Raw genomic sequence first — 21,900 nt, forward strand, 5'->3', positions numbered from 1 at the left:
CACATTGATTATATTTTTTAATGTATAGTTTATTCACTCTGATATAATATATTTAAAACCATTTAGAGGTGCATTATGAAGAAAATAATCTATGTAATGATGTTATTTTCACTTGTTTTAGTCGCATGTAGCAAAACTCCTGTTCCCACTCAAGACAACATGGTTGAACGAAAGGATAATTCGAATGTTGAAGAATTCGATGAATCGACTAAAGATGACTCAAACAAAGATGATTCTGTAGAGGATTCTAAACAAGAAGAAAAGAAAGACGAACCGTTAATTAAAAGAGAAGAACTTACTAGAAACCAGATTCTCGCAATGACTTGGTTTGACCAAATCCCTATTGAAGATGACAATTATATATTGCCCGATGCAAATGATGTAATTCAAAATAAATATATATATAAGCTGTATATGCCAGATAGAAGTATTGAATATAAAGAATTAACAGGGGTTAAAAAGATTGGACTCATTCCATATGTTAATTGTGGATTTGATTTAGCCTATCCTTATGAGGTCGATATATATTTAGTTCTTCCTAAGTCAAATTCGCATGGTGATGCTTACTTTTCCATTGGAGAAGAATATGTAGTATTAGTAACAGCTCAGGAAGCTCCTAGATATGAATATACGAAACCTAATGAACATGGTCTTACTCTAGCTTCAGAATATCGTATCGATGATTTATATGAAAAGTATAAAGATGATGAACGAATCTTACAGCTTGCAAATATGTTTGAAGAGTATCATGATCATGATGAGTATTTCAAAAATAACCCTGAAGCTAACCCACATAATAAGAATTAAAACAAGCCCTACACCTAAAATATAGGTGTAGGACTTAATTTTATGCAATCTGCCATGGATATGGATCTTCTAATGTGTTCCAGTCTTGTTCCATTTCTTTTGTGTTGATTAAGCATTCATCTAATTGTTTTGTGATTGCTTCTTTGTCTAAGTCGATTCCAATGAATACGAGTTCGTTTCTTCTGTCTCCGTATTCTGGATCCCACGTTTGTGCCATTTCTCTATTTTCTGCTAATATTTGACGGCGTGTTTCTGTAGGCATCGCTGCTACCCAGTAGCTCACTGGTTCGATTCCAACACTTCTTCCTGCTTGTGATACCATGATTGCAAAGTCATTTCTTGACGCGAGCCATGCGAGTCCTTTTGCACGGACGATGTTTTCTGGCATTTCTTGTAAGAAGTCATCAAAGCGTTTTGCGTTGAATGGTAATGTGCGTTTATATACGAAACTTGAAATACCGTATTCTTCTGTTTCTGGTGTATGGTTTTCATGTCCCATTTCGAGCTCTCTTAACCATCCTGCAGATGATGCAGCTTTTTCGTAGTCAAAACGTCCTGTGTTTAACACTTTTTCGAGTGGTAATTCTGCGTTCACTGTTTCAATAATTTCCGCTTCAGGTTGTAACGTACGAATTGTACGTTTTAATTGTGATAACTCATCTTCAGATACTAAGTCTGTTTTATTTAATACGATGACGTCACAAAACTCGATTTGGTCGATGAGTAAGTCACTCACTTCACGCTCGTCGACTTCGCTCATTCCTTCTTGGCGATCGAGTAGTGTTTCACCTGAGTTATAGTCATTCCAGAATCGATATGCGTCTACTACTGTGACCATCGTATCGATGTAAGTCGTTTTTGTTAAGTCGATACCGAGTGATTCATCGACATATGAAAACGTCTGTGCAACTGGGACTGGCTCACTGATACCTGTTGATTCGATTAAAATGTAGTCGATATCTTGTTTAGATAACTTTTCAATTTCTACGAGTAAGTCCTCGCGTAATGTACAGCAAATACATCCGTTAGAAAGTTCTACAAACTTTTCATCTGTACGACTTAAGCTACTTCCATTCGCAATTAAGTCTGCGTCGATATTAATTTCACTCATATCGTTTACAAGTACTGCTACTTTTAAGCCTTCTGTATTGTTTAAAATGTGGTTCATTAGCGTCGTTTTACCCGCTCCGAGGTAACCGCTAAGTATAGTTACTGGTATTCTTTTCATTTATAAATCTCCTAAATCGTAATTGTTACGTTCTATATAATAACATGTTTGAAATTTTTAAGTCAATGATTCGCTCATAATAAAAGAGCCTTACACTACTTCGTAGTATAAGACTCTATCTCTTTTAATTATGCGTTTGTTTTAAGTAATTGTTCATGAGTTCGACTAACTCCGTTGCATCGTAACCGACTGCGATATTTGCGTTTACGTTAATGCCCGGTAATCCCATGTTTTCGTTTGCTTTCGCCATCTTTTTAGCAAAGTCTGACAGATTGCGTAGCGTCTCATCTGGATTCTTTAATTGAACATTCACAAATTGCTGTCCGCTCATTTCAGCATGTTGAATTTGACTGACTTCACTCCATTCAATTAACTGATCATTTGTCGCCATGAGTGATGAATAATCGTAAAATCCTTTGTCGTTAATAACGAGTAACGTATCTCCTGAACGGTACATTTTAATCGTAGCAATTAGACCCGCGAGAGAAAAACCGATCCCTGCTCCACCTATGATTGATAGTAATAAGCTTTCTTTATTTAAACCATAGAGCAGTATAAATACGCTTAGACCGATAAAGGCAATCGAGAATAAGATTAGCATCGTTACTTTCTTTTTGCTCTTTTTAATGACAATTTCTCCCATAAGATTCACTCCTTTTAGCTGATAAAAAATATTTACCCAAAGAGTGTTGAAAAATAACATTAATAAAAAAGACTGTAGATTAAATCTACAGTCTAATAACTTACTATTTAAAAGTTTTTATTTGATTTATCTATCAAATCTATCTTGGTCTTTTTCTACATTAACATTACCATCCGTTTGAACGTCTAGTTCTTCACGTCTAACGTTGTCTTCAAAGTGTTCAGTATCTGTAACACGACGTTTACCTACTTCTACTTCTTCAGTGACTACTGATTTTTTATCAACGTCTACTTGTTCTTCTGTTAATGGAATAGAGTAATCTTCGTCATGGAAGTCTCCATCTTTAGCTTCTCTACCGTCTTCAACTTTATGGCGTTCAATTACAACTTCGTCATGTTCAACTGGAACGTCAATTGACTCTCTGTCTTCAACTACGTTTTTAGAAACGTTTACTTGACCACTTTCAACTTCACGTTTATTAACGTCAAGTTGCTCTTCTTTTAATTCTACATTTTGTGTGTCAGCGTCTGCTACGCGGCTACGGTCATTCACGTCTCTATCTTCATAAGCACCACCAACTGGTGCTGCGCCATCTACTGCGTTAGCCTCTGAAACATTTCCACGTTCACCGTCTACTACAACGAGCACCTTACCTGCATCAATATCTGAACGGTAATCTGCTAACACATCGCCGTCTTGTCCAACACGATGTTCATAGTCATCTTCAACTGTAAATGCATTTACAATTTTGTCCCAGAATGACTCGTCTTCATGGTTTACACCATTTGCTCCTTCTGCTGAAGTAACGTCTACACCTGAATTATTTACAAATGTATCACGTGTTGATTCGTTTGCTACTAATCTAATTTGGTCTTCTCTGTAACCTTCTGCTTTTAACCCTTTAACTGCTTCTAATGCTTCTTCTGATGAATTATAACTTCCTTGTACAAAACTCATTATAATCTTCCTCCTATGTTTACCTTGATGGTAATCATTATTTTAATTGTTAAGATTATATGCCTATCGTATGTTGTTAATTAAAGTATGCCCGTTTAAATTTTTCTTAAACATCTTTTTTAATTTTTCAAATTATTCTCCCTCAACAAGTAGTTCTTCTGCTAGCTCTACAATGTAACGAAGTTTGTTCCACTGTTCTTCTTCAGTGAGTAAATTACCATGGTGCGTTGAAGCGAAACCGCATTGCGGTGATAAGCAAATTTGTGATTTCGGTATAAATTGACTCGCTTCTTCGATTCTTTCTTTTATTGTTTCTTTGTCTTCAAGTTCACCGTGTTTAGAGGTAAATAATCCAAGCACTACTTTTGGACCGTTGTTTGGAATATAATCTAGTGGTTTAAAGTCTCCGGATCTGTCATCATCATACTCTAAGAAGAATCCATCGACTTTCTCTTTTTTAAATAATGTCGGTGCGATTTTTGCATAACTGCCTTCGAATGCGTGTTTTGAACGGTAGTTACCACGGCATAGATGCGTTGTGATGACGAGATCATCTGGTTTTACTTCTAAAATAGAGTTCACGACATATAGCGCTAGATCAATTGCTTCTTGTCGACTTAATTCAGTATCTCCCCATAAGTAATCTTCTGCATTAAGTCCTGCGATGTACACATCGTCAAATTGTAAGTAACGACAACCCGCTTCATAAAATGCCTCGACTGCATCTTGATATGTTTTTATAATATCGTCTGCATAGTCTTTAATATTTGGATAGATAGACTTATCGCGAATACCTTCGTTAAATAGTTGGTTCGGGCTTGGGATCGTTTGTTTTGCGACTGCACGTCCGTTTACTATTTTCTTAAACAATTTAAACTCTTCGACGTGAGGGTGGTTTTTGTTAAACGAAATTTTACCGTTATTTCGAATGTTCCACGCTTCTGTAACTTCACCGACGAACGTGTATCCTTGTTCTGGCTCGTACCCTTCAACACCATTTAATTGTTCTAAAAAGTCTGTGTGCCAAAATCGTCTTCTGAATTCTCCATCTGTGACTGCTTTTAACCCTACTTCGATTTGTTTATCGACAACTTTTTCAATTTCTTCTGTTTCTATTTTAAATAATTCTTCTTTAGAAATATTGCCTGCTTTAAAATCTTTTCGTGCGTTATGAATACGTTCTGGTCTAAGTAAACTTCCTACGTGATCTGCTTTGAATGGTCCTTTTGTCATATTAAACATCTCCTAATTTTTAATTTAATTTTTCTTCAACTCGTTTTTCATCATGTCACTTTCGATTTTAATCGCCCCATTTTAAATAGCTGCCAATAAAAAAACGCCCTTTGAATTATACAATTCAAAGGACGCTATATACGTGTTACCACCTTACTTTATGCATTTCTTGCGAAATACACCTCACAGGTACGGCGTAAATATACGCTTATACCCTGGCTTTGTAACGGAAGCAACCGATTAACTCTTACTTTAAAGAAAGTTCGAATCAATGCTTTAGAGGCCATTTTCAAAATAATTCCAACCGTCTTTTCTCACCAACCAAAGACTCTCTGTAACGTCTTCGTTACTTTTACTTTCCTCATCAACAGCTTTAATTTATTGTTGTGAATAACTATAGCACATACTAGAAATTAAAATCAATACAATTTTTAAAATTATCTGAAAAATTAAATACTGTTCAATATTAGAGCGCGTACTAGTTCATCGTCAGTCCACCATCTACTGTAATGTTTTGCCCTGTCACACTTTTCGCTTCATCTGAAGAAAGGAATGCGACCATATTTGCAACATCATTTGGTGTTGTCACTTGTCTAAGTGGTGTATTATTCGCTATTAAATCAAACACCTCATCTGTCGTAACACTCGAAGCATCCGTTGTTTTTAATAACCCACCAGACACCATGTTTGCACGAATTCCATGTTGACCGAGTTCACTTGCGATATTTCTAGTCATACCGAGTAAACCAGCTTTTGCGCTCGTGTATTCATGATATGGTACGACCGGGTTTTGGAAGAGGTTCGTACCGATATTAACAATCGAACCGCTTTTTTGTTCAATGAAATGTTCAATCACACTTTGACTTACGTTAAATGCTGCTTTCATCGTACCTTCTAATTGCTGTTCGTAATCTTCCCAATCTAAATCTTTAAATGCTTTTTGTGCGACTGGATCGAACTTAAATCCAATTAAAGCATTATTAACAATGCCGTCGATACGACCAAATTTTTCAATCGCCGCTTCAACCATTTGGTCAACTTCTTCACGGTTTCTAACATCTGCTTTATATGCGATTGCTTTGTCCTCTCCTAATTCTTGTACCTTTTTCTCTGCTAATTCCTTACTCTCGTTATAATTAATAACGACGTTGTAACCTTTAGCGCTTAACGCATCAACAATTGCTGCACCTAATCCACGTGCGCCACCTGTGACTAAAATTGTCTTCATACCAATACTCCTTTAATATTTTTCATATAAAAAATACACCTTCCAATTAGGAAGGTGCACAAAGAAGAATTGCACGCAGCAATCCGTTATGTATATGCACACTTTCCTACGCTAGTTTAAACTAGATCAGGTTCAAAGGGTCTGAGTAAACTCATCTCAATTTATTTCTAAATTCCCCTAGTGTATCTCTTATATTAACTTTAATATACAAAACGCTTTCAACTACGTCAATTGTTTATAACATTTCTAAATCATCATTCTGTCACGGCATACGTCGGCTTGTAATGTGATATATCTTCTTCTAACGGTATCTCGTCTCTACGCGCGCGTTTTGCTGCAATAAAGAACGCTGCTGTTAATACAACTGTTACAACAGTCGCACCGATATACGACACGTTCATTGGTAAGTTAAATCCGATTTTGGCGTTTAAAATATAAGTCGTCGTCGCCATTAACATAAATATACCTGGAATGAGTGCAATCCAGTAGTTTTTCTTACTGACAAATAAGTACATCGCTCCAACAAATAGTGCGATGACTGCTGTCGATTGGTTCGCCCATGAGAAGTAGCGCCATAATATATTAAAGTCCATTTGTGTTAAAGCGATTGAAATGACGAACATCGGTAAAGCAATCATTAGACGTTTACTAATTTTAGATTGCCCAATGTTAAAGTAGTCTGCAATGATCATACGTGCACCACGGAATGCAGTGTCTCCTGACGTGATTGGTAAAATGATTACCCCTAAAATTGCGAGTGTTCCACCAACTGCCCCTAACATCGTCGTTGCGATTTCACTTACGACAACTGCCGGTCCACCTGAAGCGAGTAATTCGTTTAAGTTTTCACCTGAGAATAAGCTCATACCTGCTGCTGCCCAGATCATTGCGATAATTCCTTCTGCGATCATCATACCATAGAAAATTTTACGACCTTGGCCTTCTTTTTCAGTCGTACGCGAAATAATTGGTGACTGAGTTGCGTGGAATCCAGATAACGCACCACATGAAATCGTTAAGAATAATAACGGGAAAATCGGAAGGTTTTCCGGATGTAAATTTTGTAGTGTGATTTCTGGGATCGGGGCACCTTTTATAATTAATCCGCCACCAATACCAATCGCACTGATGAGAAGTAATAGACCGAAAATCGGATAAAATCGACCGATGATTTTATCGATTGGTAACAGTGTCGCTAAAATATAGTACGCAAATATCAGTACTAAAATAACTGTTAACGCAATCTTTCCATTCATTAAATTGTATAGTAAGTCTGCAGGTGCGGATACAAACACTGTTCCAACGAGCACTAATAGCAATAACGAGAACGCGTTTACGACGTGCTTCATCACTTTTCCTAAAAATTTACCTGCAAGCTCTGGTAAATGTGCACCACGGTTACGAATAGAGATCATCCCTGTTAAGTAGTCGTGTACACCACCAGCAAAGATAGCACCGATGACGATCCAAAGGAATGCAACCGGCCCGTAAAGCGCGCCCATAATCGGACCAAAAATAGGTCCGACTCCTGCGATATTTAATAACTGTATAAGAGAGTTTTTTCTCGTATTCATCGGCACATAGTCAACACCGTCACTATGCGTATACGCAGGTGTCGGACGTTCTTTTGGCATAAACACGCGTTCAACGTATTTACCATAAGTAAAGTAACCGATAATTAATAAAACTATACTAACTAAAAATGTAATCATATTTTGTCTCCCTTTCTGAAGTTTTATAAATCTAGTATATCGAATATACAATAATAAAGATAGCGTTTTCAAGAAAACGTTTTTATAGATTCATATTAAAAATCACCTCTATTTTCATAGAGGTGATTCCATATTATTATCCGTTAATTTTGATTTTAAAAATAAATGCTTTGTCTGTCGTTTCAACTTTATATTGCTTATTGTAATTATCTAATAAACTACTCACGATATATAACCCGAGCCCATTACTCGTCTTCTTGTTGATATCAAATTTCACATCAAATATCCCGTCAGTATTTAGCGCTTTAACATTTTTATACGTATTTTCGATAAAGAACCATTCATTACCGACACCGATATTAATCTCACCGTGATCGTCGGTATATTTGACTGCGTTACTCACTAAGTTTGACATAATCATTGTTAACGCCTGATGGTTAATATATATCGTCTCGTCTTCTACTCGATTACTAATTGTAATATTTTTTTGCTTTGAAATAACACGATATTTATCTAAAACGTTTTGTAAGACGTCGTTAATTAGAATTTCCGCTTCATCTTCCTTTAAATGATCGACAGATGACAACGATAAAATTTGCGTGATGTTTTGTGAAAGTTCATCTGTAATTTCAATACAATTTGCGATATATTTATCTCTATCTTTGTATTTCCCGATGTTATACTGCATGTTCTCGAGTATAATTTTTAGACTTGCAAGTGGTGTTTTTAACTCATGAGATGCGCCTCTATAAAAGTCATACTTTAACGCTTCTAATTTTAAAATTTCTTTGTTTTTAACTTCTAAATCGTCAATCGACTGTAATAATGTAAAATACAATTCGTTAATTTGTCTTTTTAAATCTCCGATTTCATCGTTTGACGTAACTGCTAACGATGCACTTTTATCGAGCAACATCATATCGTCTGTGACAGATTTTATTTCTTCGATATTATTTTTAATAAACTTTGCATAAACGAGCGCAACGATAATAGATACGATTAATGATAACAATAGTGAATACGGCAGAAACTTAAAGCTTAAATCTCTCGCATCCTTTTGCATATCTGCTGTTGATATAAACTGAACGTCTAGATTTTCACCACTATTTAAAGTAATTGTACGCTCTTCGATGATAAGTGAGTTATTACTACTCGTCGGATCGATGCCAACGTCTTTGTTAATCTCTACAGCATTATTATTGTGGTTGCCTTTTATAATGACTTTAATTTCACTATTCTCCGAATAGAAATTTAATGATTCTTGGACATAGTAGAGTGACTGGCCATTTAAATTCTCTGATATTTCGTCTGCTTTACGATAAATTTCATCTTTTCTACTTTCTAAATACGGCTTTGGGAAAACTAAAAATACAAATAGATGAATGAGTAGCGTAACGACTAATAGAACTGAAAAGATTTGTATAAACATTTTAGGAAATATTTTCATAAAGTTATTGTCTCTCCAGTCTATAGCCGACATTACGTATCGTTTTAATACAGTCGAGCTGTAGTTTCTTTCGCAACTCTTTAATGTACACATCAATCACGCGGTCATAGGGGGCGTCGTCGGTATCTTTCCATACGTTATCTAATATTTGCGACCGCGTTAATGCATTACCTTCATTGATGAGTAAACACTTTAATATCTCTAATTCTTTCGGATTCACGTCAACTGGCTCACCGTTCACTGTCGCTGTGTAACTTGTGAAGTTCACTTCTGTATCACGATACTCAAAACTTTCTACGTTACTATAATATTTTTTAATGAGCGCATCGACTCTTACTTTTAATACAGGTAAGGAGAATGGTTTTTCGATATAGCCATCTGCAAAGTGTGTAAACGCATCGATTTTATACGCTTCATCGTTAAAAGCTGTTAACATCAAGACCGGAAGCGTGCTCTTTTTTCTAATTTCTTTTAATACGTCTAAACCGTTCATGACTGGAAGTTGTATGTCTAGTATAACGAGCTTTATATCACGGTTAAATAATTGTAGAGCTACTCCACCATCTTCAGCTTCTATCACAGTGTAGCCAAATTCAGATAAATACTCCGCGATGCCTTCTCTTATTATTTTGTCATCTTCAACAATGAGTACTTTCATATGATCTCCTTACCTAATACTTGTATTCTCTTATTTCGTATCTATAAGCAACTCTTTCGGATTCTTTTTAAGAATATTTATAGAAGCAATGATGACTGATACGAGTAAAACGATAGACATAAAGATTACGACGTAAACGATTGATTCAGTTAATATATTAACATCTAAATGCGTTAAAGTTCTATTAAATCCATCTACTTCCGCACCGCCACCTAACTGACTAGATGATGATTGTGACTCGATTTGTTTTTGGATATCGCCAGATACTTTTCTTAAGATTTTTTCACCGAATATTTGAGCTGTGTATTTTGCGATAATCGTTGAGGCAATAAATGCAGGGATTGATATAAATATCACTTCAAAAATAAGTTGCATTAGTATTTGACCTTTAGAAATTCCTAACGATAATAATATCGCAACTTCTTTTCTTCTGGCGTTCATCCATAAGAATAATAGTAATGACACGATGACACCAGCAAATATAAGTGAACCGATAAACAACGTGTTCGCAATGCTGCTAATATTTGAGATTGACTCTTCTAACGCTGGGAAGTTTGACGTACTCTTAACTAAACTATACATACTCCAGTTGATGTCGAGTTTTTCAAGGTCTTTAACGACCGTTTCTAAACTCGTATCTCCTTTAACGAAGAATGTCGCATCTTGATATACTGCAGTGTCTTCAGTATTTCCATACACTTTAGCTGCTGTATTTAAATCTGTCATTATCGTATTTTGATATAATTCTTGGGGTGCTGTTACTGGTCCATTGTTCTCTCCATCAAACAATCCGATGATTTCCGCTTCTACAGTTTCATCAGCGCCTTTTTCGTTATCCGCATCATACACGTTAGATTTAATTTTAATTGTATCTCCGACTTTTAGATTATTCTTTTCAGCGAGTTCTTTATGGAGAATGACTTTACTCACGTCTCCGTCTTTTAAATGTTCACCTTCAACGAGTTTATAACTTTCAGATACAAATTTAGTTTCTTTAGATGAATCATTGACCCCTGTTAACATAACAGTACGCTTAAAATATTTTGCACGGTCACTTGACGGATTGACTTTTGTTTCAGGCGTTTCGATAATATCATGGTCTACTAAGTCTGCGACACTATTAATTCTTTTAACGTAGTGATCGATACTTTTCACTTCAGATATCTTCTTAATATCTTCACCTTTAATATTACCCCCACCTCTAGGTGTACCCGGGTTCACTTGTCGATTTATTTCCATAATGAAACTATTCATGACGTTTCCAAATGTTTCTTCTGATGCTTTTTCAGTAGAATCTTTAATAGATAAACCAATTAAAGATAGTGTCGTCATTATTAAAATGACACTCATGATAATTAAACTTTTTAATTTCTTTCTCGTCACATAGTGAAAGGCGTTTTTTATCATTTTCTTACCTCCCTATCGACACGTTGAAGTGTTTTTTGTTTCAGTTCTAATACGACGTCTGCTGCTTTTGCGACCTCTCTACTATGTGTAACAACGATGACACACTTATCTCTTTTGATTGCGAGTTCTTTTAGTACTTCGATAATATCTAACGCTGTATTGTCATCTAAGTTCCCAGTTGGTTCATCTGCTAATATAACCGGAGCTTTTGATACTAGCGCACGTGCAATCGCTACACGTTGTTGCTGACCACCTGAAAGTTTCAATACGTTTCTTTTTACTTCATTTGGACTAAGTCCTAGTTCTAATAATATGTCTGATGACGCTTCTTTGTTCACTAAACGAATGTTTTCAAGTGGGGATAAATAATCGATTAAATTATAATTTTGAAACACTAACGATATATGGTCTTTTCTATGCTTTGTGTACCCGGCATTTTTAATATCTTCACCGTCAAATAATATTTGTCCACTCGTCGGTTCATCGAGCCCAGCAAGTAACGACAGTAACGTCGACTTACCTGATCCAGATTTACCGACAATTGCGTAAAATTTACCTTTTTCAAATGTCTCACTAACATTCGATAATACTTTTCCTTTACCGCTTTTATATTGATACGATACGTTTTTTATCTCTAATATGCTCATAATAATCTCCTAACTAATTTTTGATAATAGCTCTTTTGGCGTTTTAACGAGAATCATTAACGATGCGATAACTATAGATATCACGATAATGACAACGAGTAATCCATAACTCATTACAAATGTAGATAACTGATACGTCATTTCTATTTGTAGTTCACTCTGTACTAACTGATTCTCAATAATTTTCCCTACAACAAAATAGCTAAAGATAAACGACAACACGAGTGCCGGTATAGATATAATAAAAAGTTCTGCTAAAAACTGCATAATAACTTTAAACTTACTCACACCAATCGAAAGTAAAATCGCAATTTCGTATATGCGTTCTCTGATAAAGAATGTGAGTACGAGTGATAACACTAAAACTCCACCGACTAATATCGAATACGCCATAAGCTTAATCATGTCATTTATACTTCCGTAAGATTCAATCACATCTTTAAATGGATCGTTTTTTTCTTCAAAGTAAAACTCTGCACTAAGCACACTCGACTTTTCTAACGTTTCTTTTAACTTTGCTGGTTCTTTTGTGAACATCTCTAATTCGTTCACTATATGATCATCCTCTTGGCCAAGTGCACGCTGACTTGTTTTGTAATTCATAAACACTGTGTTTTCACTAAAATCAGATGTTAAACCTGTATATTGTTCTTGTTTTTTACCAGAGAAAATCCCTTTAATTTTGAACGTATATGGTTCATGTGCTTTCTCACTGTTCGTTTCAAACATTTCTAACTGAATCTCATCATTCACTTTTAAGTTGTTTTCTTTCGCAAGAGCTTCGTGGATTAAAATACCATTCTCATCGTTCTCTTTTAAATTTTCACCCGCTTCAATAGTAAACGCACCACTTTGGAATAACTCATGACGTTTCACATCCTGAACCGCTTCAAAAGCGAGCACCTTTCTAAACTCACTCGGTAAATCCTCTCGCATCACCGTCTGAGCCCCTTCAATCACTTTTAAACCTTTAGGTTTCGCAAGCCCTTTATATTTAGAAACAATCTTTTGATCACCCTCAACAGAGTCAAACTCCGAACGTAAAAAGTCACCGCCGTCTTTTTTCATCACCACTAGAGAAGAGCGAGATGACTTCTCAAGAGATGACTTCAATTGATTTGTCGTATATAAAAAGTTCAAACAAGAATATAAACAAGATAGAACGACCGCTAAAATTAAAAGCAAAATCACCGTCCGTCTCATCTTTCTCGTAACATACACCCATGCATTCCTTAACATCACAAACCTCCTTCAAACTTTTACAAGTTTATAATACAACCCATTTATAAAACGTATATGAAATGAAGAAATAAAATTGAGAAATAAAAAAAGCACTCTCCTAAAATGGAAAGTGCTTGATTAAGCTTTATAAATGTATATCTTTGTGTATTTAATTTCTTATATTTATCGACAATATTATTTATAAAATTTTTTGTTTTAGCATTAATCAATGTTCCCTTTATACGAATTATTCATGAAGAAACAGAAGATTATATGAAAGGTAGAGTTTTCTCAGGATTAGGAGTAATAAGTAGTGCGATTATTCCAATTGCATTCATATTATACGGATTTATATATGATTTGGGATTCTACTTTTTACCAAATATAATTAGCGCAGTCATTATAATACTTCTCTCTATAATTTATTTTAATCCAAAAAAATCATCTAAATTAATAACTATCTTACTTTTAAATGGTCAAGTCCATATACAAGTCATAGCCAACACGCTCTACTCTAGCTTTTACCATTTCCACATTTTGATTAACTCTTGATTTTAAGTGCATTTGAATTCCTTCTTTCTCTTTTTTCTACTACACTCACTGTAATGAAGCAGTAGATATTTTGTTTTGTGACACGTATTTAAGCTATTTTAAGTGTGATGCAAGGGCTAGTTATCCTTATGAGTGTGCGAGTTAGGATCAACTGCATGTTTACCCTTGCATTGCTAACGCAAAATAGATTAGTGTCAGAATCAAAACAAATAACTACTTAGCGAAATGGAGTGTGAGAAAACGAAACGCTTTGCGTTTCACTCGACTGAATCTGATCTTGTTCAATGCTGCTTTGTAGTCATTGATGTCAGATGATGGAGCATAATAAAAGCACTCCTAACGGAGTGCTACCATCGATGTATTAAGTTAAAGAACTATAATTTTTTGACATAGGTTATTTAACTTTTAAAATTATTAATAATTTCCTTATTTATCTTATTGAATCTTTTACAGGATTCTCTAAAAAATTAGAATTTTCTATATTCTTGGTATAGATACTGAGTTCTTTTTGCATTTTTATAATAAGTAATAATCGTAGAATGGTGAATTCCCAGTGAATCTTTGCATTCTCTCGTTTGAATAGTTACATACGTATTTTGCGACTTAGGAATTTTAATAAATGCACTCTGTATACTAGAAAACCCTATTGCTCTAGCTAGAGATGTTGTAATTTTATAAACACCACCAACAAATCCAGCATTTACTATCTGAGTTATAATTTTCTGCTCCCAGTTATTGTAAGTCACATTATCAGCATAAGAAGTTTTAATAATTTTACATAAATTTGTACCTCCAGGTACACTAAAAACGTTATTGTCAAAATTTTCTTCGCTTTGCACATTATAATTCGTATAATTAATTTGTGATGCGCTAGAAACCATAGGGTTAAAAACTGTCACTATTAATACAGTTGTTAAAAATACACTAATAATTTTCTTCATATTATTCATCTCCTTTTTTTATGTTTATGTTCTATTAAACCAACTATAGTAACGACAATAATTGAAGTAATAATACCCCAAAATTTATTAAAATCCATTATTAGAGTGATTATAGACATTAATAAGAATAATAAAGCATAAACTCTTATTTTTTTCATAATATTCCTCCTAGTAAAATACTTATACCGTTTAAATATACAGATATTTAAATATTATATTAATAATATTGTAATCGCTAACAATAAGAAAGTAAAGAAAATTTAATTTTTAATTATCTTATGAGTGGTGATTATTATGTAGTAATAAGTTTATTTTTTTATTTAAATAAAGAGTTTATTAAACGACTTTTCTTACCTAGAAAAAGATTATACAATTAGAGCTTTAGAATTACAGTTATCAAGATGAGTAAAATGAAAAAAAATAGAGATTAGAAATGTAGTATTAAAACAGACTTTAAATACTATATTATAAATTCTTAATATTTGAATTACAAAAATTTTCAATAGTTGTGACTATATAAAATAATGATTGTTAATCGATAAAGTTTTATGTACATAAAACGACCATTATATGTACTGTTTTGGAGTTGATTATAATCCCTTTTTATTTACATAATAAGTAAATTTACTCATTGCATTTATCTAAGTGCATATATTAAAAATAATATGAGTTTATTTACTTTTCAATGATGATTTAAAGGCCTTTTTAAATAAATGGATGGAGTTCCCTCTATTTATCATCTCGGAACTCTTTACAACTTAGTACATAAGGATACGGAAACAGCGGTAAAATATTATAATATCGCAATTAATAAAGGCGTAAAACATCAATCACCATACCCAACTGCAAGAGCAATGATAGATTTAGGAAATATCAATTCTAATGAGGACTTAAAAACTAAAGGTAATACAATATTGTCTGTATTCCATCCTGAAATGCTAGATATGTTATAACATAAAAACAAGCACTCCTCGATTTCTCGAGAAGTGCTTGTAATTTTTATATGAACACAAATTGCTGACGCAATTTGCCTACTGGACTTGTAAGCAAACAAGTTTGCAACAATTCAAGCATATTAACGTTTAGAGAATTGTGGTGCTTTACGAGCTTTCTTAAGACCTGGTTTCATACGCTCTTTCATACGTGGGTCACGTGTTAAGAGACCAGCACGTTTTAATTCAGCGCGGTGTTCAGGGTTTGCTTCTAATAATGCACGCGCAATTCCGTGACGGATTGCTTGAGCTTGTCCTGTGAATCCACCACCGTGTACGTTTACTAATACATCGTAGTTACCTTCTGTTTCAGTAACAGCGAATGGTTGGTTTAAGTCTAAGATTAAGCTTTCAAATGGAAGGTATTCTCTCATGTCACGATTGTTGATCGTTACGTTACCTTCACCTGGTACAAGACGTACACGTGCGATTGACTTTTTACGACGTCCAGTTCCTCTATATTCTACTTTAGCCAATGTGTTTACCTCCTAATCCTTAACCACGTAACTCGTAGTTTTCAGGTTGTTGTGCCGCATGTGGATGCGTGTCTGCTTCATATACGAATAATTTGCTAAGTTGTTTGTCGCCTAAAGAGTTTTTAGGTAGCATACCTTTTACAGATTTTTCGATTAAACGAACTGGGTAAGTTTCTCTTAACTCTCCAGCTGTTACTTCTTTAATTCCACCTGGGTGACCAGTGTGTCTGTAGTATACTTTTTGACTTAATTTGTTTCCTGTTAATTCAACTTTACCAGCGTTGATGATGATCACGTAGTCACCAGTGTCAACGTGTGGCGTGTATGTTGGTTTATGTTTACCACGTAAGATTGATGCAACTTCTGTTGAAAGACGACCTAATGTTTGTCCTTCAGCATCAATTACGTACCATTTACGCTCAATGTTTGACTCGTTAGCCATAAATGTTTGACGCATTGTTTTGCCCTCCAAAATAAAAAAAGTTTCTAATTTTCTAATTTAATTGTTCATGTTATATCTTACAAAAGATAAGTTCCGGGGCTTATCAGTGTGTGATATAAATTTATACCGTTAGTAATTATAACGCACCTTTACGTTAAAAGTCAACGGTATCACGTGTTTTCTTTTAAATAATCGCCTTGTTCTTCTTCTGTTAAAAATATACGCTCTAAATATAACCCACCTGCTGGTGCAACTTTTGGATTTTGCGTTCGGTCTTTGTTTTCAATGTTTTCTTTTGTAGATTCCGGATTTCTATTACCTTTACCAACTTCAAGTAAATAAGATACGATAATTCGCACCATGTTATATAAAAAACCTGACCCCATAATGACGATTTCTAACCCATTTGTTGTCTCGATTATATCGAGTTTGTATATATGTCTCACTTTGTTTTCAATGACAGTTTTTGCACTCGAGAAACTTGTAAAGTCATGTGTGCCGATAAAGGACTCGGCCGCTTCACGCATTCTGTCGATGTTTAATTCATCTTTCACATGTGTTTCTAACCCGTATTTAAAAGGAGATGGTTCTCCGAAGTACATTTTGTACCGGTATACTTTTCCTTTCGAATGATACCTTACGTGATACTCCGGGTCGATCTCTTTTGACTCTATAATACGGATGTCTCCTGAAAGTTTGTTGTTTAATATAAACGACCACTTCTCAGGATCGATATCGAGTGTCGTGTCAAAGTGTGCGTATTGTTCAAGTGCATGAACGTGCTTATCTGTACGTGACGCTGGGTGAATTCTTATAAATTCACGGTGTACAGATTTTAATGCACGTTCAATTTCACCTTGAACAGTACGACGGTTTTGCTGATACTGCCACCCATCAAACTCTTTACCGTTATACGTTATTTTTAATAATATACGTGTCATGTTCTTAACACCCACAGTAGTACTCCAAATAGTACTAATATAATAAGCGCAATCGTGTCTCTTTTATGCCATATAAGGAGCCGGTAGTGCGTACGTCCTTCGTCTCCCTTATAGCCTCTTACTTCCATTGCAACTGCCATATCTTCTGCTCTTTGAAACGCAGATATAAATAGCGGTATGACGATAGGAATGAGTGCTTTTATACGGTCTTTTACTGGACCTGTCATAAATGTCGATCCTCTAGATGATTGTGCTTTTATTATTTTATCTGTCTCATCCATTAACGTCGGTATAAATCTTAAACTAATCGACGTCATCATCGCGATTTCATGGACAGGTACTTTAAACATTTTTAACGGTGATGCGAGTTTTTCTAAGCCGTCCGTTAACGAAATCGGACTTGTCGTCAGTGTCATAATCGTCGTTACGATGACGAGCATAATGAGACGCGTCGATATATATAAACCTCTTATGAGACCTTCTAACTCAATCGTAAATATTTTAGCATCGAGGAGTACCGGACCACCTTTTGTTAAGAATAGGTGCATTAAAAACGTAAATATGAGTAGTACGAGTATAATCTTAAGTCCGTTTAATACGAACATAATACCGAGTTTTGCGAGCTTTAAAACGATGAGTACAAAGGCAATTAAAAGTAAGTACGTCACTAAGTTATTCGCAAAAAAAACGATAATCATAAATAGTGCCGTCGCGATTAATTTCGCGCGTGCATCGAGTTTATGAATGACACTATCTCCAGGAATATAACGACCAAGTAGCATCGAATCAAACATCGAATACCCCCTTATACATACGTATGAATGACTGTATGTTTTGAGGCATTTCATCTAACGTATATCCTTTTTTACGTAAATCATGAACGAGGCGTACGACGTTTGGAACTTCTAGTTGATACTCTTTTAAGAGTGCTTCATCTTGTAAGAGTTTATGCGTATTCCCTTCAGCGACGAGATGTCCTTTAGAGAGTACTTTCACCTCATCAGTATAGTTAAACACGTCGTTCATATCGTGCGTGACGAGTATGACTGTATTCCCGAGCGTTTCGTGTAACGATTTAAATAACTCCATCGTTTTAATATGGCTGAGTGGGTCTAGTCCTGCCGTTGGTTCGTCTAATATAAGTACGTCTGGTTCCATCGATAGTATACCTGCGAGCGCAATTTTACGCATTTGCCCACCAGATAAATCAAACGGTGACTGATCAAATAATGATTCATCAACGTTTAGCAGTTCTAAATATTTTTTAGATATCGCTTCTGCTTCTTCTTTAGACTTTCCCATATTCATCGGTCCAAATGAGACGTCTTTAAGGACGGTTTCATCGAACAGCTGGTGTTCAGGGAACTGAAAGACGATCCCCACACGTTTTTTAACGTCGTGAATGATTTTATATTTCGCTTTTCTAGTTAATACATGGTCACCGACATTGACTTCTCCTTCTGTTGGTAAAATAAGTCCGTTTAACATTTGTACGAGCGTTGACTTCCCACTACCTGTATGTCCGATGACACCGTAAAATTTACCTTGTTCAAATTGTGTCGTGATGTTATTTAACGCTTTAAATTCAAATGGTGTTTTCCTTTGGTAGACTAATGTCACGTTCTCTAGACTTATATTCATAGACGTTCCACCAACTCTTCGTATGACATATATTCTCCGTTCATTAACGCTTCGGACAACTCAATATTAAATGGAAGCACTAAATTACTCTCTTTTAACACATCCGTGTCTTGATAGATTTCATACACTTGACCTTCGCTACGAATTTTACCATCACGCATCACATATGCGTAATCACTGTCTTCAATTTCAGTTAAGTCATGCGTAATGTAAATGATCGTCGTCTCTCTCGTTTTATGTATGTTTTTAAGTAAAGATAAAATATCCCTTCTACCAGTCGGGTCTAACATCGACGTCGATTCATCCATAATTAACACGTCTGGGTCCGTCACAAGCGCTCCAGCAATCGCAACACGTTGCTTTTGACCACCAGAAAGACGATGGGGTTCATGTGTTCTAAACTCCCACATACCGACTTCCCTTAAAGCAGATTCAACTTTATCTTTCATTGTTTCATGTGGAACACCACGATTTTCTAACCCAAACGCAACATCATCTTCGACTGTTGCTCCGACAAACTGGTTATCCGGATTTTGAAACACAATCGCAAATTTTTCGCGAATGTCTTGGAAGTTGTCTTCTGTCACTTTTTCTCCATCGATATACACATCCCCTTCAGTTGGAGTGAGTATACCCATTATGATTTTTACTAACGTACTTTTACCAGAACCGTTATGTCCGATAATCGACACAAATTCTGATTTTTTAAAGTCGATAGAAATATGATTTAATGCGTATCGACTGCTGTGGCTATATTTGTATGAAACATTTTTAAGTGAAATCATATTTCCACCTTCTTTAAAATAGTTAAATAAAAAAGCGCGTACCCTGCAAAAGAGTCGCGCAATTCATAGTTTTGCAGGATACTTAAGAGCTAGACAGAAGTAAATCTATCGTAACACTCATACTGCTTTAATAAGAGGTTTAAGCACCCTCAACAAATTCAATAATCACTTGTTCTGCACCGTCTCCACGACGCTCACCAAGTTTTTTAATGCTTGTGTATCCACCTTGACGTTCTTCAAAACGAGGTGCGATATCATCAAATAATTTTTGTAATGCAGTTGTTGTTGAACCATCTTCGTTTACTAACGTAACGTTTTGTACCGTTTCAGCAGCACGACGTCTAGATGCTACGTCTCCACGCTTACCTAAAGTTACAAGACGATCTACAACTTTACGTAGCTCTTTAGCACGCTTTTCTGTTGTAACAATGCGTTCTTCAACGATTAATGATGTCGCAAGGTTTCTAAGCATAGATTTTCTGTGTGCTGAGTCGCGACCGAGTCTTCTGTAAGCCATTCTTATACCTCCTCTTTAATTAATCTTCTTGGCGTAATTCTAATCCAAGGTCATCTAATTTATTTTTAACTTCGTCTAAAGACTTACGTCCTAGATTACGTACTTTCATCATGTCTGCTTCTGTTTTCTCTGTTAACTCTTGAACTGAGTTAATGCCTGCACGTTTTAAGCAGTTGTAAGAACGTACAGATAAGTCGAGTTCTTCGATAGACATTTCAAGTACTTTTTCTTTTTGGTCTTCTTCTTTTTCCACCATAATTTCAGCATTTTGCGCTTCGTCTGTTAAGTCGACAAAGATGTTTAAATGTTCAGTTAAGATTTTTGCACCAAGTGAAATAGATTCAAGCGGTGTAATTGATCCGTCTGTCCATACATCTAATGTTAACTTATCGAAGTTCGCATTTTGACCGACACGTGTGCTTTCTACTGTGTAGTTGACACGTTTTACTGGTGTGTAAATAGAGTCTACTGGAATTACTCCGATTGGTAGGTCGCTTTTGTTGTTCGCTTCAGATAAAGCATAACCTCGTCCGCGTCCAGCAATCATGCGTACTCTTAGGACTCCACCTTTTGCTACGGTTGCGATTTTTAACTCTGGGTTTAAAATCTCAACGTCACTGTCGTGGATAATATCTCCTGCAGTTACAACACCTTCGTCTGTAACATCAATTTCTAACGTTTTATCTTCTTCTGAATAGATTTTTAACGCTAAACTTTTAATGTTTGTGATGATCGTTGTAACATCTTCGATGACGTTCTCAATTGTTGAGAATTCATGTAGTACGTTTTCGAATTCGACTGTCTTTACTGCCGCACCAGGTAAAGATGATAAAAGAATGCGACGTAAGGAGTTCCCAAGCGTTGTTCCATATCCTCTTTCTAGAGGCTCTACAACAAACTTACCAAACTTAGAATCTTCCGTTAGTTCTACTGTTTCAATTCTAGGTTTTTCGATTTCAATCATTGTTTACTTTTTCCTCCCTATTACCGCCGTTTAATTGCGCAATGTGTTTTATCATCGTTAATTATACACGACGACGTTTTGGTGGACGACAACCGTTGTGTGGAACTGGAGTTACGTCTTTAATAGATGTAATCTCTAATCCAGCTGATTGTAATGCACGAATTGCAGATTCACGTCCTGCACCAGGTCCTTTTACTGTTACTTCTACAGTTTTAAGACCGTGTTCCATTGCCGCTTTAGAAGCAGTTTCAGAAGCCATTTGTGCTGCGAATGGAGTAGATTTCTTAGAACCTTTAAATCCTAATGCACCAGCAGATGACCATGATAGTGCGTTTCCGAAATCATCCGTGATCGTTACAATTGTATTGTTGAATGTTGAACGAATGTGTGCAATTCCTGATTCAACATTTTTCTTCACTCTACGTTTACGTGATGTACGTGATTGATTACGAGCCATTTAT

24 protein-coding genes, 1 riboswitch and 1 other annotated feature are annotated in these 21,900 nt (G+C 35.5%); of the genes, 2 read left to right on the plus strand and 22 right to left on the minus strand.

The window, feature by feature from the left end:
- Positions 1–75 precede the first annotated feature (75 nt).
- Positions 76–807 (plus strand): hypothetical protein, encoded by a 732-nt coding sequence (locus HMPREF3177_RS03295; RefSeq protein WP_070457104.1) that lies wholly within the window; start codon positions 76–78, stop codon positions 805–807.
- A gap of 40 nt (positions 808–847) precedes the next feature.
- Here the strand turns inward: HMPREF3177_RS03295 and HMPREF3177_RS03300 are convergent, their stop codons facing one another.
- The 13 genes from HMPREF3177_RS03300 to HMPREF3177_RS08485 all read right to left on the minus strand — a co-directional run bounded on the left by HMPREF3177_RS03300 (position 848) and on the right by HMPREF3177_RS08485 (position 14,839).
- Positions 848–2,035 (minus strand): GTP-binding protein, encoded by a 1,188-nt coding sequence (locus HMPREF3177_RS03300; protein ID WP_070457105.1) that lies wholly within the window; start codon positions 2,033–2,035, stop codon positions 848–850.
- 124 nt (positions 2,036–2,159) lie between these two features.
- On the minus strand, positions 2,160–2,678 hold the full coding sequence (locus HMPREF3177_RS03305) for an STM3941 family protein (RefSeq protein WP_070457106.1): 519 nt from the start codon (positions 2,676–2,678) through the stop codon (positions 2,160–2,162).
- 126 nt (positions 2,679–2,804) lie between these two features.
- Complete coding sequence (locus HMPREF3177_RS03310) at positions 2,805–3,635, minus strand: DUF2382 domain-containing protein (RefSeq protein ID WP_070457107.1); 831 nt, start codon at positions 3,633–3,635, stop codon at positions 2,805–2,807.
- Between the two features lie 132 nt (positions 3,636–3,767).
- Positions 3,768–4,877: a 5-methyltetrahydropteroyltriglutamate--homocysteine S-methyltransferase gene (locus tag HMPREF3177_RS03315; protein WP_371440531.1), complete on the minus strand. Its 1,110-nt coding sequence runs from the start codon at positions 4,875–4,877 to the stop codon at positions 3,768–3,770.
- A gap of 115 nt (positions 4,878–4,992) precedes the next feature.
- Positions 4,993–5,245: a binding site (T-box leader), on the minus strand.
- A 101-nt stretch (positions 5,246–5,346) separates the two neighbouring features.
- Positions 5,347–6,096, minus strand: coding sequence for a 3-oxoacyl-ACP reductase (locus HMPREF3177_RS03320; RefSeq protein ID WP_040928465.1), 750 nt, complete (start codon positions 6,094–6,096; stop codon positions 5,347–5,349).
- Positions 6,097–6,182: 86 nt separating this feature from the next.
- Positions 6,183–6,285, minus strand: a riboswitch (TPP riboswitch).
- A 65-nt stretch (positions 6,286–6,350) separates the two neighbouring features.
- Positions 6,351–7,808, minus strand: a complete 1,458-nt coding sequence (locus HMPREF3177_RS03325; RefSeq protein ID WP_070457109.1) for a carbon starvation CstA family protein — start codon at positions 7,806–7,808, stop codon at positions 6,351–6,353.
- Between the two features lie 136 nt (positions 7,809–7,944).
- Positions 7,945–9,255 (minus strand): sensor histidine kinase, encoded by a 1,311-nt coding sequence (locus HMPREF3177_RS03330; RefSeq protein WP_070457110.1) that lies wholly within the window; start codon positions 9,253–9,255, stop codon positions 7,945–7,947.
- Positions 9,256–9,259: 4 nt separating this feature from the next.
- A complete protein-coding gene (locus HMPREF3177_RS03335; protein WP_070457111.1) occupies positions 9,260–9,913 on the minus strand; it encodes a response regulator transcription factor in 654 nt (217 codons plus the stop codon).
- 30 nt (positions 9,914–9,943) lie between these two features.
- Positions 9,944–11,320: an ABC transporter permease gene (locus tag HMPREF3177_RS03340; protein WP_070457112.1), complete on the minus strand. Its 1,377-nt coding sequence runs from the start codon at positions 11,318–11,320 to the stop codon at positions 9,944–9,946.
- The gene (locus HMPREF3177_RS03345) at positions 11,317–11,967 is read right to left on the minus strand and encodes an ABC transporter ATP-binding protein (protein ID WP_070457113.1); all 651 of its coding nucleotides are present in this window, start codon (positions 11,965–11,967) and stop codon (positions 11,317–11,319) included. The genes HMPREF3177_RS03340 and HMPREF3177_RS03345 overlap by 4 nt, the downstream gene beginning before the upstream one ends.
- A 9-nt stretch (positions 11,968–11,976) precedes the next feature.
- Entirely contained in the window at positions 11,977–13,206 is a 1,230-nt protein-coding gene (locus HMPREF3177_RS03350) for an ABC transporter permease (protein ID WP_070457114.1), read from the minus strand.
- Between the two features lie 1,001 nt (positions 13,207–14,207).
- A complete protein-coding gene (locus tag HMPREF3177_RS03355) occupies positions 14,208–14,681 on the minus strand; it encodes a hypothetical protein (RefSeq protein WP_070457115.1) in 474 nt (157 codons plus the stop codon).
- A gap of 5 nt (positions 14,682–14,686) precedes the next feature.
- On the minus strand, positions 14,687–14,839 hold the full coding sequence (locus tag HMPREF3177_RS08485; protein ID WP_168161306.1) for a hypothetical protein: 153 nt from the start codon (positions 14,837–14,839) through the stop codon (positions 14,687–14,689).
- A 555-nt stretch (positions 14,840–15,394) separates the two neighbouring features.
- Here HMPREF3177_RS08485 and HMPREF3177_RS03360 point away from each other — a divergent pair.
- Positions 15,395–15,634, plus strand: coding sequence for a hypothetical protein (locus HMPREF3177_RS03360; RefSeq protein ID WP_070457116.1), 240 nt, complete (start codon positions 15,395–15,397; stop codon positions 15,632–15,634).
- A 122-nt stretch (positions 15,635–15,756) separates the two neighbouring features.
- Here the strand turns inward: HMPREF3177_RS03360 and rpsI are convergent, their stop codons facing one another.
- The 9 genes from rpsI to rpsK all read right to left on the minus strand — a co-directional run bounded on the left by rpsI (position 15,757) and on the right by rpsK (position 21,896).
- The gene (gene rpsI / locus HMPREF3177_RS03365) at positions 15,757–16,149 is read right to left on the minus strand and encodes a 30S ribosomal protein S9 (RefSeq protein ID WP_040929559.1); all 393 of its coding nucleotides are present in this window, start codon (positions 16,147–16,149) and stop codon (positions 15,757–15,759) included.
- Positions 16,150–16,168: 19 nt separating this feature from the next.
- Positions 16,169–16,606: a 50S ribosomal protein L13 gene (gene rplM / locus HMPREF3177_RS03370; RefSeq protein ID WP_040929560.1), complete on the minus strand. Its 438-nt coding sequence runs from the start codon at positions 16,604–16,606 to the stop codon at positions 16,169–16,171.
- 155 nt (positions 16,607–16,761) lie between these two features.
- On the minus strand, positions 16,762–17,532 hold the full coding sequence (truA, locus tag HMPREF3177_RS03375) for a tRNA pseudouridine(38-40) synthase TruA (RefSeq protein ID WP_070457117.1): 771 nt from the start codon (positions 17,530–17,532) through the stop codon (positions 16,762–16,764).
- The gene (locus HMPREF3177_RS03380; protein WP_070457118.1) at positions 17,529–18,326 is read right to left on the minus strand and encodes an energy-coupling factor transporter transmembrane component T family protein; all 798 of its coding nucleotides are present in this window, start codon (positions 18,324–18,326) and stop codon (positions 17,529–17,531) included. The genes truA and HMPREF3177_RS03380 overlap by 4 nt, the downstream gene beginning before the upstream one ends.
- A complete protein-coding gene (locus HMPREF3177_RS03385; RefSeq protein ID WP_070457119.1) occupies positions 18,319–19,173 on the minus strand; it encodes an energy-coupling factor transporter ATPase in 855 nt (284 codons plus the stop codon). Before HMPREF3177_RS03385 ends, HMPREF3177_RS03380 begins: the two co-directional genes overlap by 8 nt.
- The gene (locus HMPREF3177_RS03390) at positions 19,170–19,958 is read right to left on the minus strand and encodes an energy-coupling factor transporter ATPase (RefSeq protein ID WP_070457120.1); all 789 of its coding nucleotides are present in this window, start codon (positions 19,956–19,958) and stop codon (positions 19,170–19,172) included. The genes HMPREF3177_RS03385 and HMPREF3177_RS03390 overlap by 4 nt, the downstream gene beginning before the upstream one ends.
- 139 nt (positions 19,959–20,097) lie before the next feature.
- On the minus strand, positions 20,098–20,475 hold the full coding sequence (gene rplQ, locus HMPREF3177_RS03395) for a 50S ribosomal protein L17 (RefSeq protein ID WP_070457121.1): 378 nt from the start codon (positions 20,473–20,475) through the stop codon (positions 20,098–20,100).
- 19 nt (positions 20,476–20,494) lie between these two features.
- Positions 20,495–21,439 carry a DNA-directed RNA polymerase subunit alpha gene (locus HMPREF3177_RS03400; protein WP_068129220.1) on the minus strand — a complete coding sequence of 315 codons (945 nt, stop codon included), beginning with the start codon at positions 21,437–21,439 and terminating at the stop codon, positions 20,495–20,497.
- Between the two features lie 61 nt (positions 21,440–21,500).
- The gene (rpsK, locus tag HMPREF3177_RS03405; RefSeq protein WP_068129219.1) at positions 21,501–21,896 is read right to left on the minus strand and encodes a 30S ribosomal protein S11; all 396 of its coding nucleotides are present in this window, start codon (positions 21,894–21,896) and stop codon (positions 21,501–21,503) included.
- Positions 21,897–21,900: the final 4 nt, after the last annotated feature.

The organism is Nosocomiicoccus sp. HMSC09A07 (assembly GCF_001808485.1).
GTDB classification, from domain to species: Bacteria; Bacillota; Bacilli; order Staphylococcales; family Salinicoccaceae; genus Nosocomiicoccus; species Nosocomiicoccus ampullae_A.

Excerpts from the sequence above, each read along its gene's own strand:
- HMPREF3177_RS03295 (WP_070457104.1), top strand. The coding sequence starts at position 76 with ATGAAGAAAATAATCTATGTAATGATGTTATTTTCACTTGTTTTAGTC.
- HMPREF3177_RS03300 (WP_070457105.1), bottom strand. The coding sequence starts at position 2,035 with ATGAAAAGAATACCAGTAACTATACTTAGCGGTTACCTCGGAGCGGGT.
- HMPREF3177_RS03305 (WP_070457106.1), bottom strand. The coding sequence starts at position 2,678 with ATGGGAGAAATTGTCATTAAAAAGAGCAAAAAGAAAGTAACGATGCTA.
- HMPREF3177_RS03310 (WP_070457107.1), bottom strand. The coding sequence starts at position 3,635 with ATGAGTTTTGTACAAGGAAGTTATAATTCATCAGAAGAAGCATTAGAA.
- HMPREF3177_RS03315 (WP_371440531.1), bottom strand. The coding sequence starts at position 4,877 with ATGTTTAATATGACAAAAGGACCATTCAAAGCAGATCACGTAGGAAGT.
- HMPREF3177_RS03320 (WP_040928465.1), bottom strand. The coding sequence starts at position 6,096 with ATGAAGACAATTTTAGTCACAGGTGGCGCACGTGGATTAGGTGCAGCA.
- HMPREF3177_RS03325 (WP_070457109.1), bottom strand. The coding sequence starts at position 7,808 with ATGATTACATTTTTAGTTAGTATAGTTTTATTAATTATCGGTTACTTT.
- HMPREF3177_RS03330 (WP_070457110.1), bottom strand. The coding sequence starts at position 9,255 with ATGAAAATATTTCCTAAAATGTTTATACAAATCTTTTCAGTTCTATTA.
- HMPREF3177_RS03335 (WP_070457111.1), bottom strand. The coding sequence starts at position 9,913 with ATGAAAGTACTCATTGTTGAAGATGACAAAATAATAAGAGAAGGCATC.
- HMPREF3177_RS03340 (WP_070457112.1), bottom strand. The coding sequence starts at position 11,320 with ATGATAAAAAACGCCTTTCACTATGTGACGAGAAAGAAATTAAAAAGT.
- HMPREF3177_RS03345 (WP_070457113.1), bottom strand. The coding sequence starts at position 11,967 with ATGAGCATATTAGAGATAAAAAACGTATCGTATCAATATAAAAGCGGT.
- HMPREF3177_RS03350 (WP_070457114.1), bottom strand. The coding sequence starts at position 13,206 with ATGTTAAGGAATGCATGGGTGTATGTTACGAGAAAGATGAGACGGACG.
- HMPREF3177_RS03355 (WP_070457115.1), bottom strand. The coding sequence starts at position 14,681 with ATGAAGAAAATTATTAGTGTATTTTTAACAACTGTATTAATAGTGACA.
- HMPREF3177_RS08485 (WP_168161306.1), bottom strand. The coding sequence starts at position 14,839 with ATGAAAAAAATAAGAGTTTATGCTTTATTATTCTTATTAATGTCTATA.
- HMPREF3177_RS03360 (WP_070457116.1), top strand. The coding sequence starts at position 15,395 with ATGGATGGAGTTCCCTCTATTTATCATCTCGGAACTCTTTACAACTTA.
- rplM (WP_040929560.1), bottom strand. The coding sequence starts at position 16,606 with ATGCGTCAAACATTTATGGCTAACGAGTCAAACATTGAGCGTAAATGG.
- truA (WP_070457117.1), bottom strand. The coding sequence starts at position 17,532 with ATGACACGTATATTATTAAAAATAACGTATAACGGTAAAGAGTTTGAT.
- HMPREF3177_RS03380 (WP_070457118.1), bottom strand. The coding sequence starts at position 18,326 with ATGTTTGATTCGATGCTACTTGGTCGTTATATTCCTGGAGATAGTGTC.
- HMPREF3177_RS03385 (WP_070457119.1), bottom strand. The coding sequence starts at position 19,173 with ATGAATATAAGTCTAGAGAACGTGACATTAGTCTACCAAAGGAAAACA.
- HMPREF3177_RS03390 (WP_070457120.1), bottom strand. The coding sequence starts at position 19,958 with ATGATTTCACTTAAAAATGTTTCATACAAATATAGCCACAGCAGTCGA.
- rplQ (WP_070457121.1), bottom strand. The coding sequence starts at position 20,475 with ATGGCTTACAGAAGACTCGGTCGCGACTCAGCACACAGAAAATCTATG.
- HMPREF3177_RS03400 (WP_068129220.1), bottom strand. The coding sequence starts at position 21,439 with ATGATTGAAATCGAAAAACCTAGAATTGAAACAGTAGAACTAACGGAA.
- rpsK (WP_068129219.1), bottom strand. The coding sequence starts at position 21,896 with ATGGCTCGTAATCAATCACGTACATCACGTAAACGTAGAGTGAAGAAA.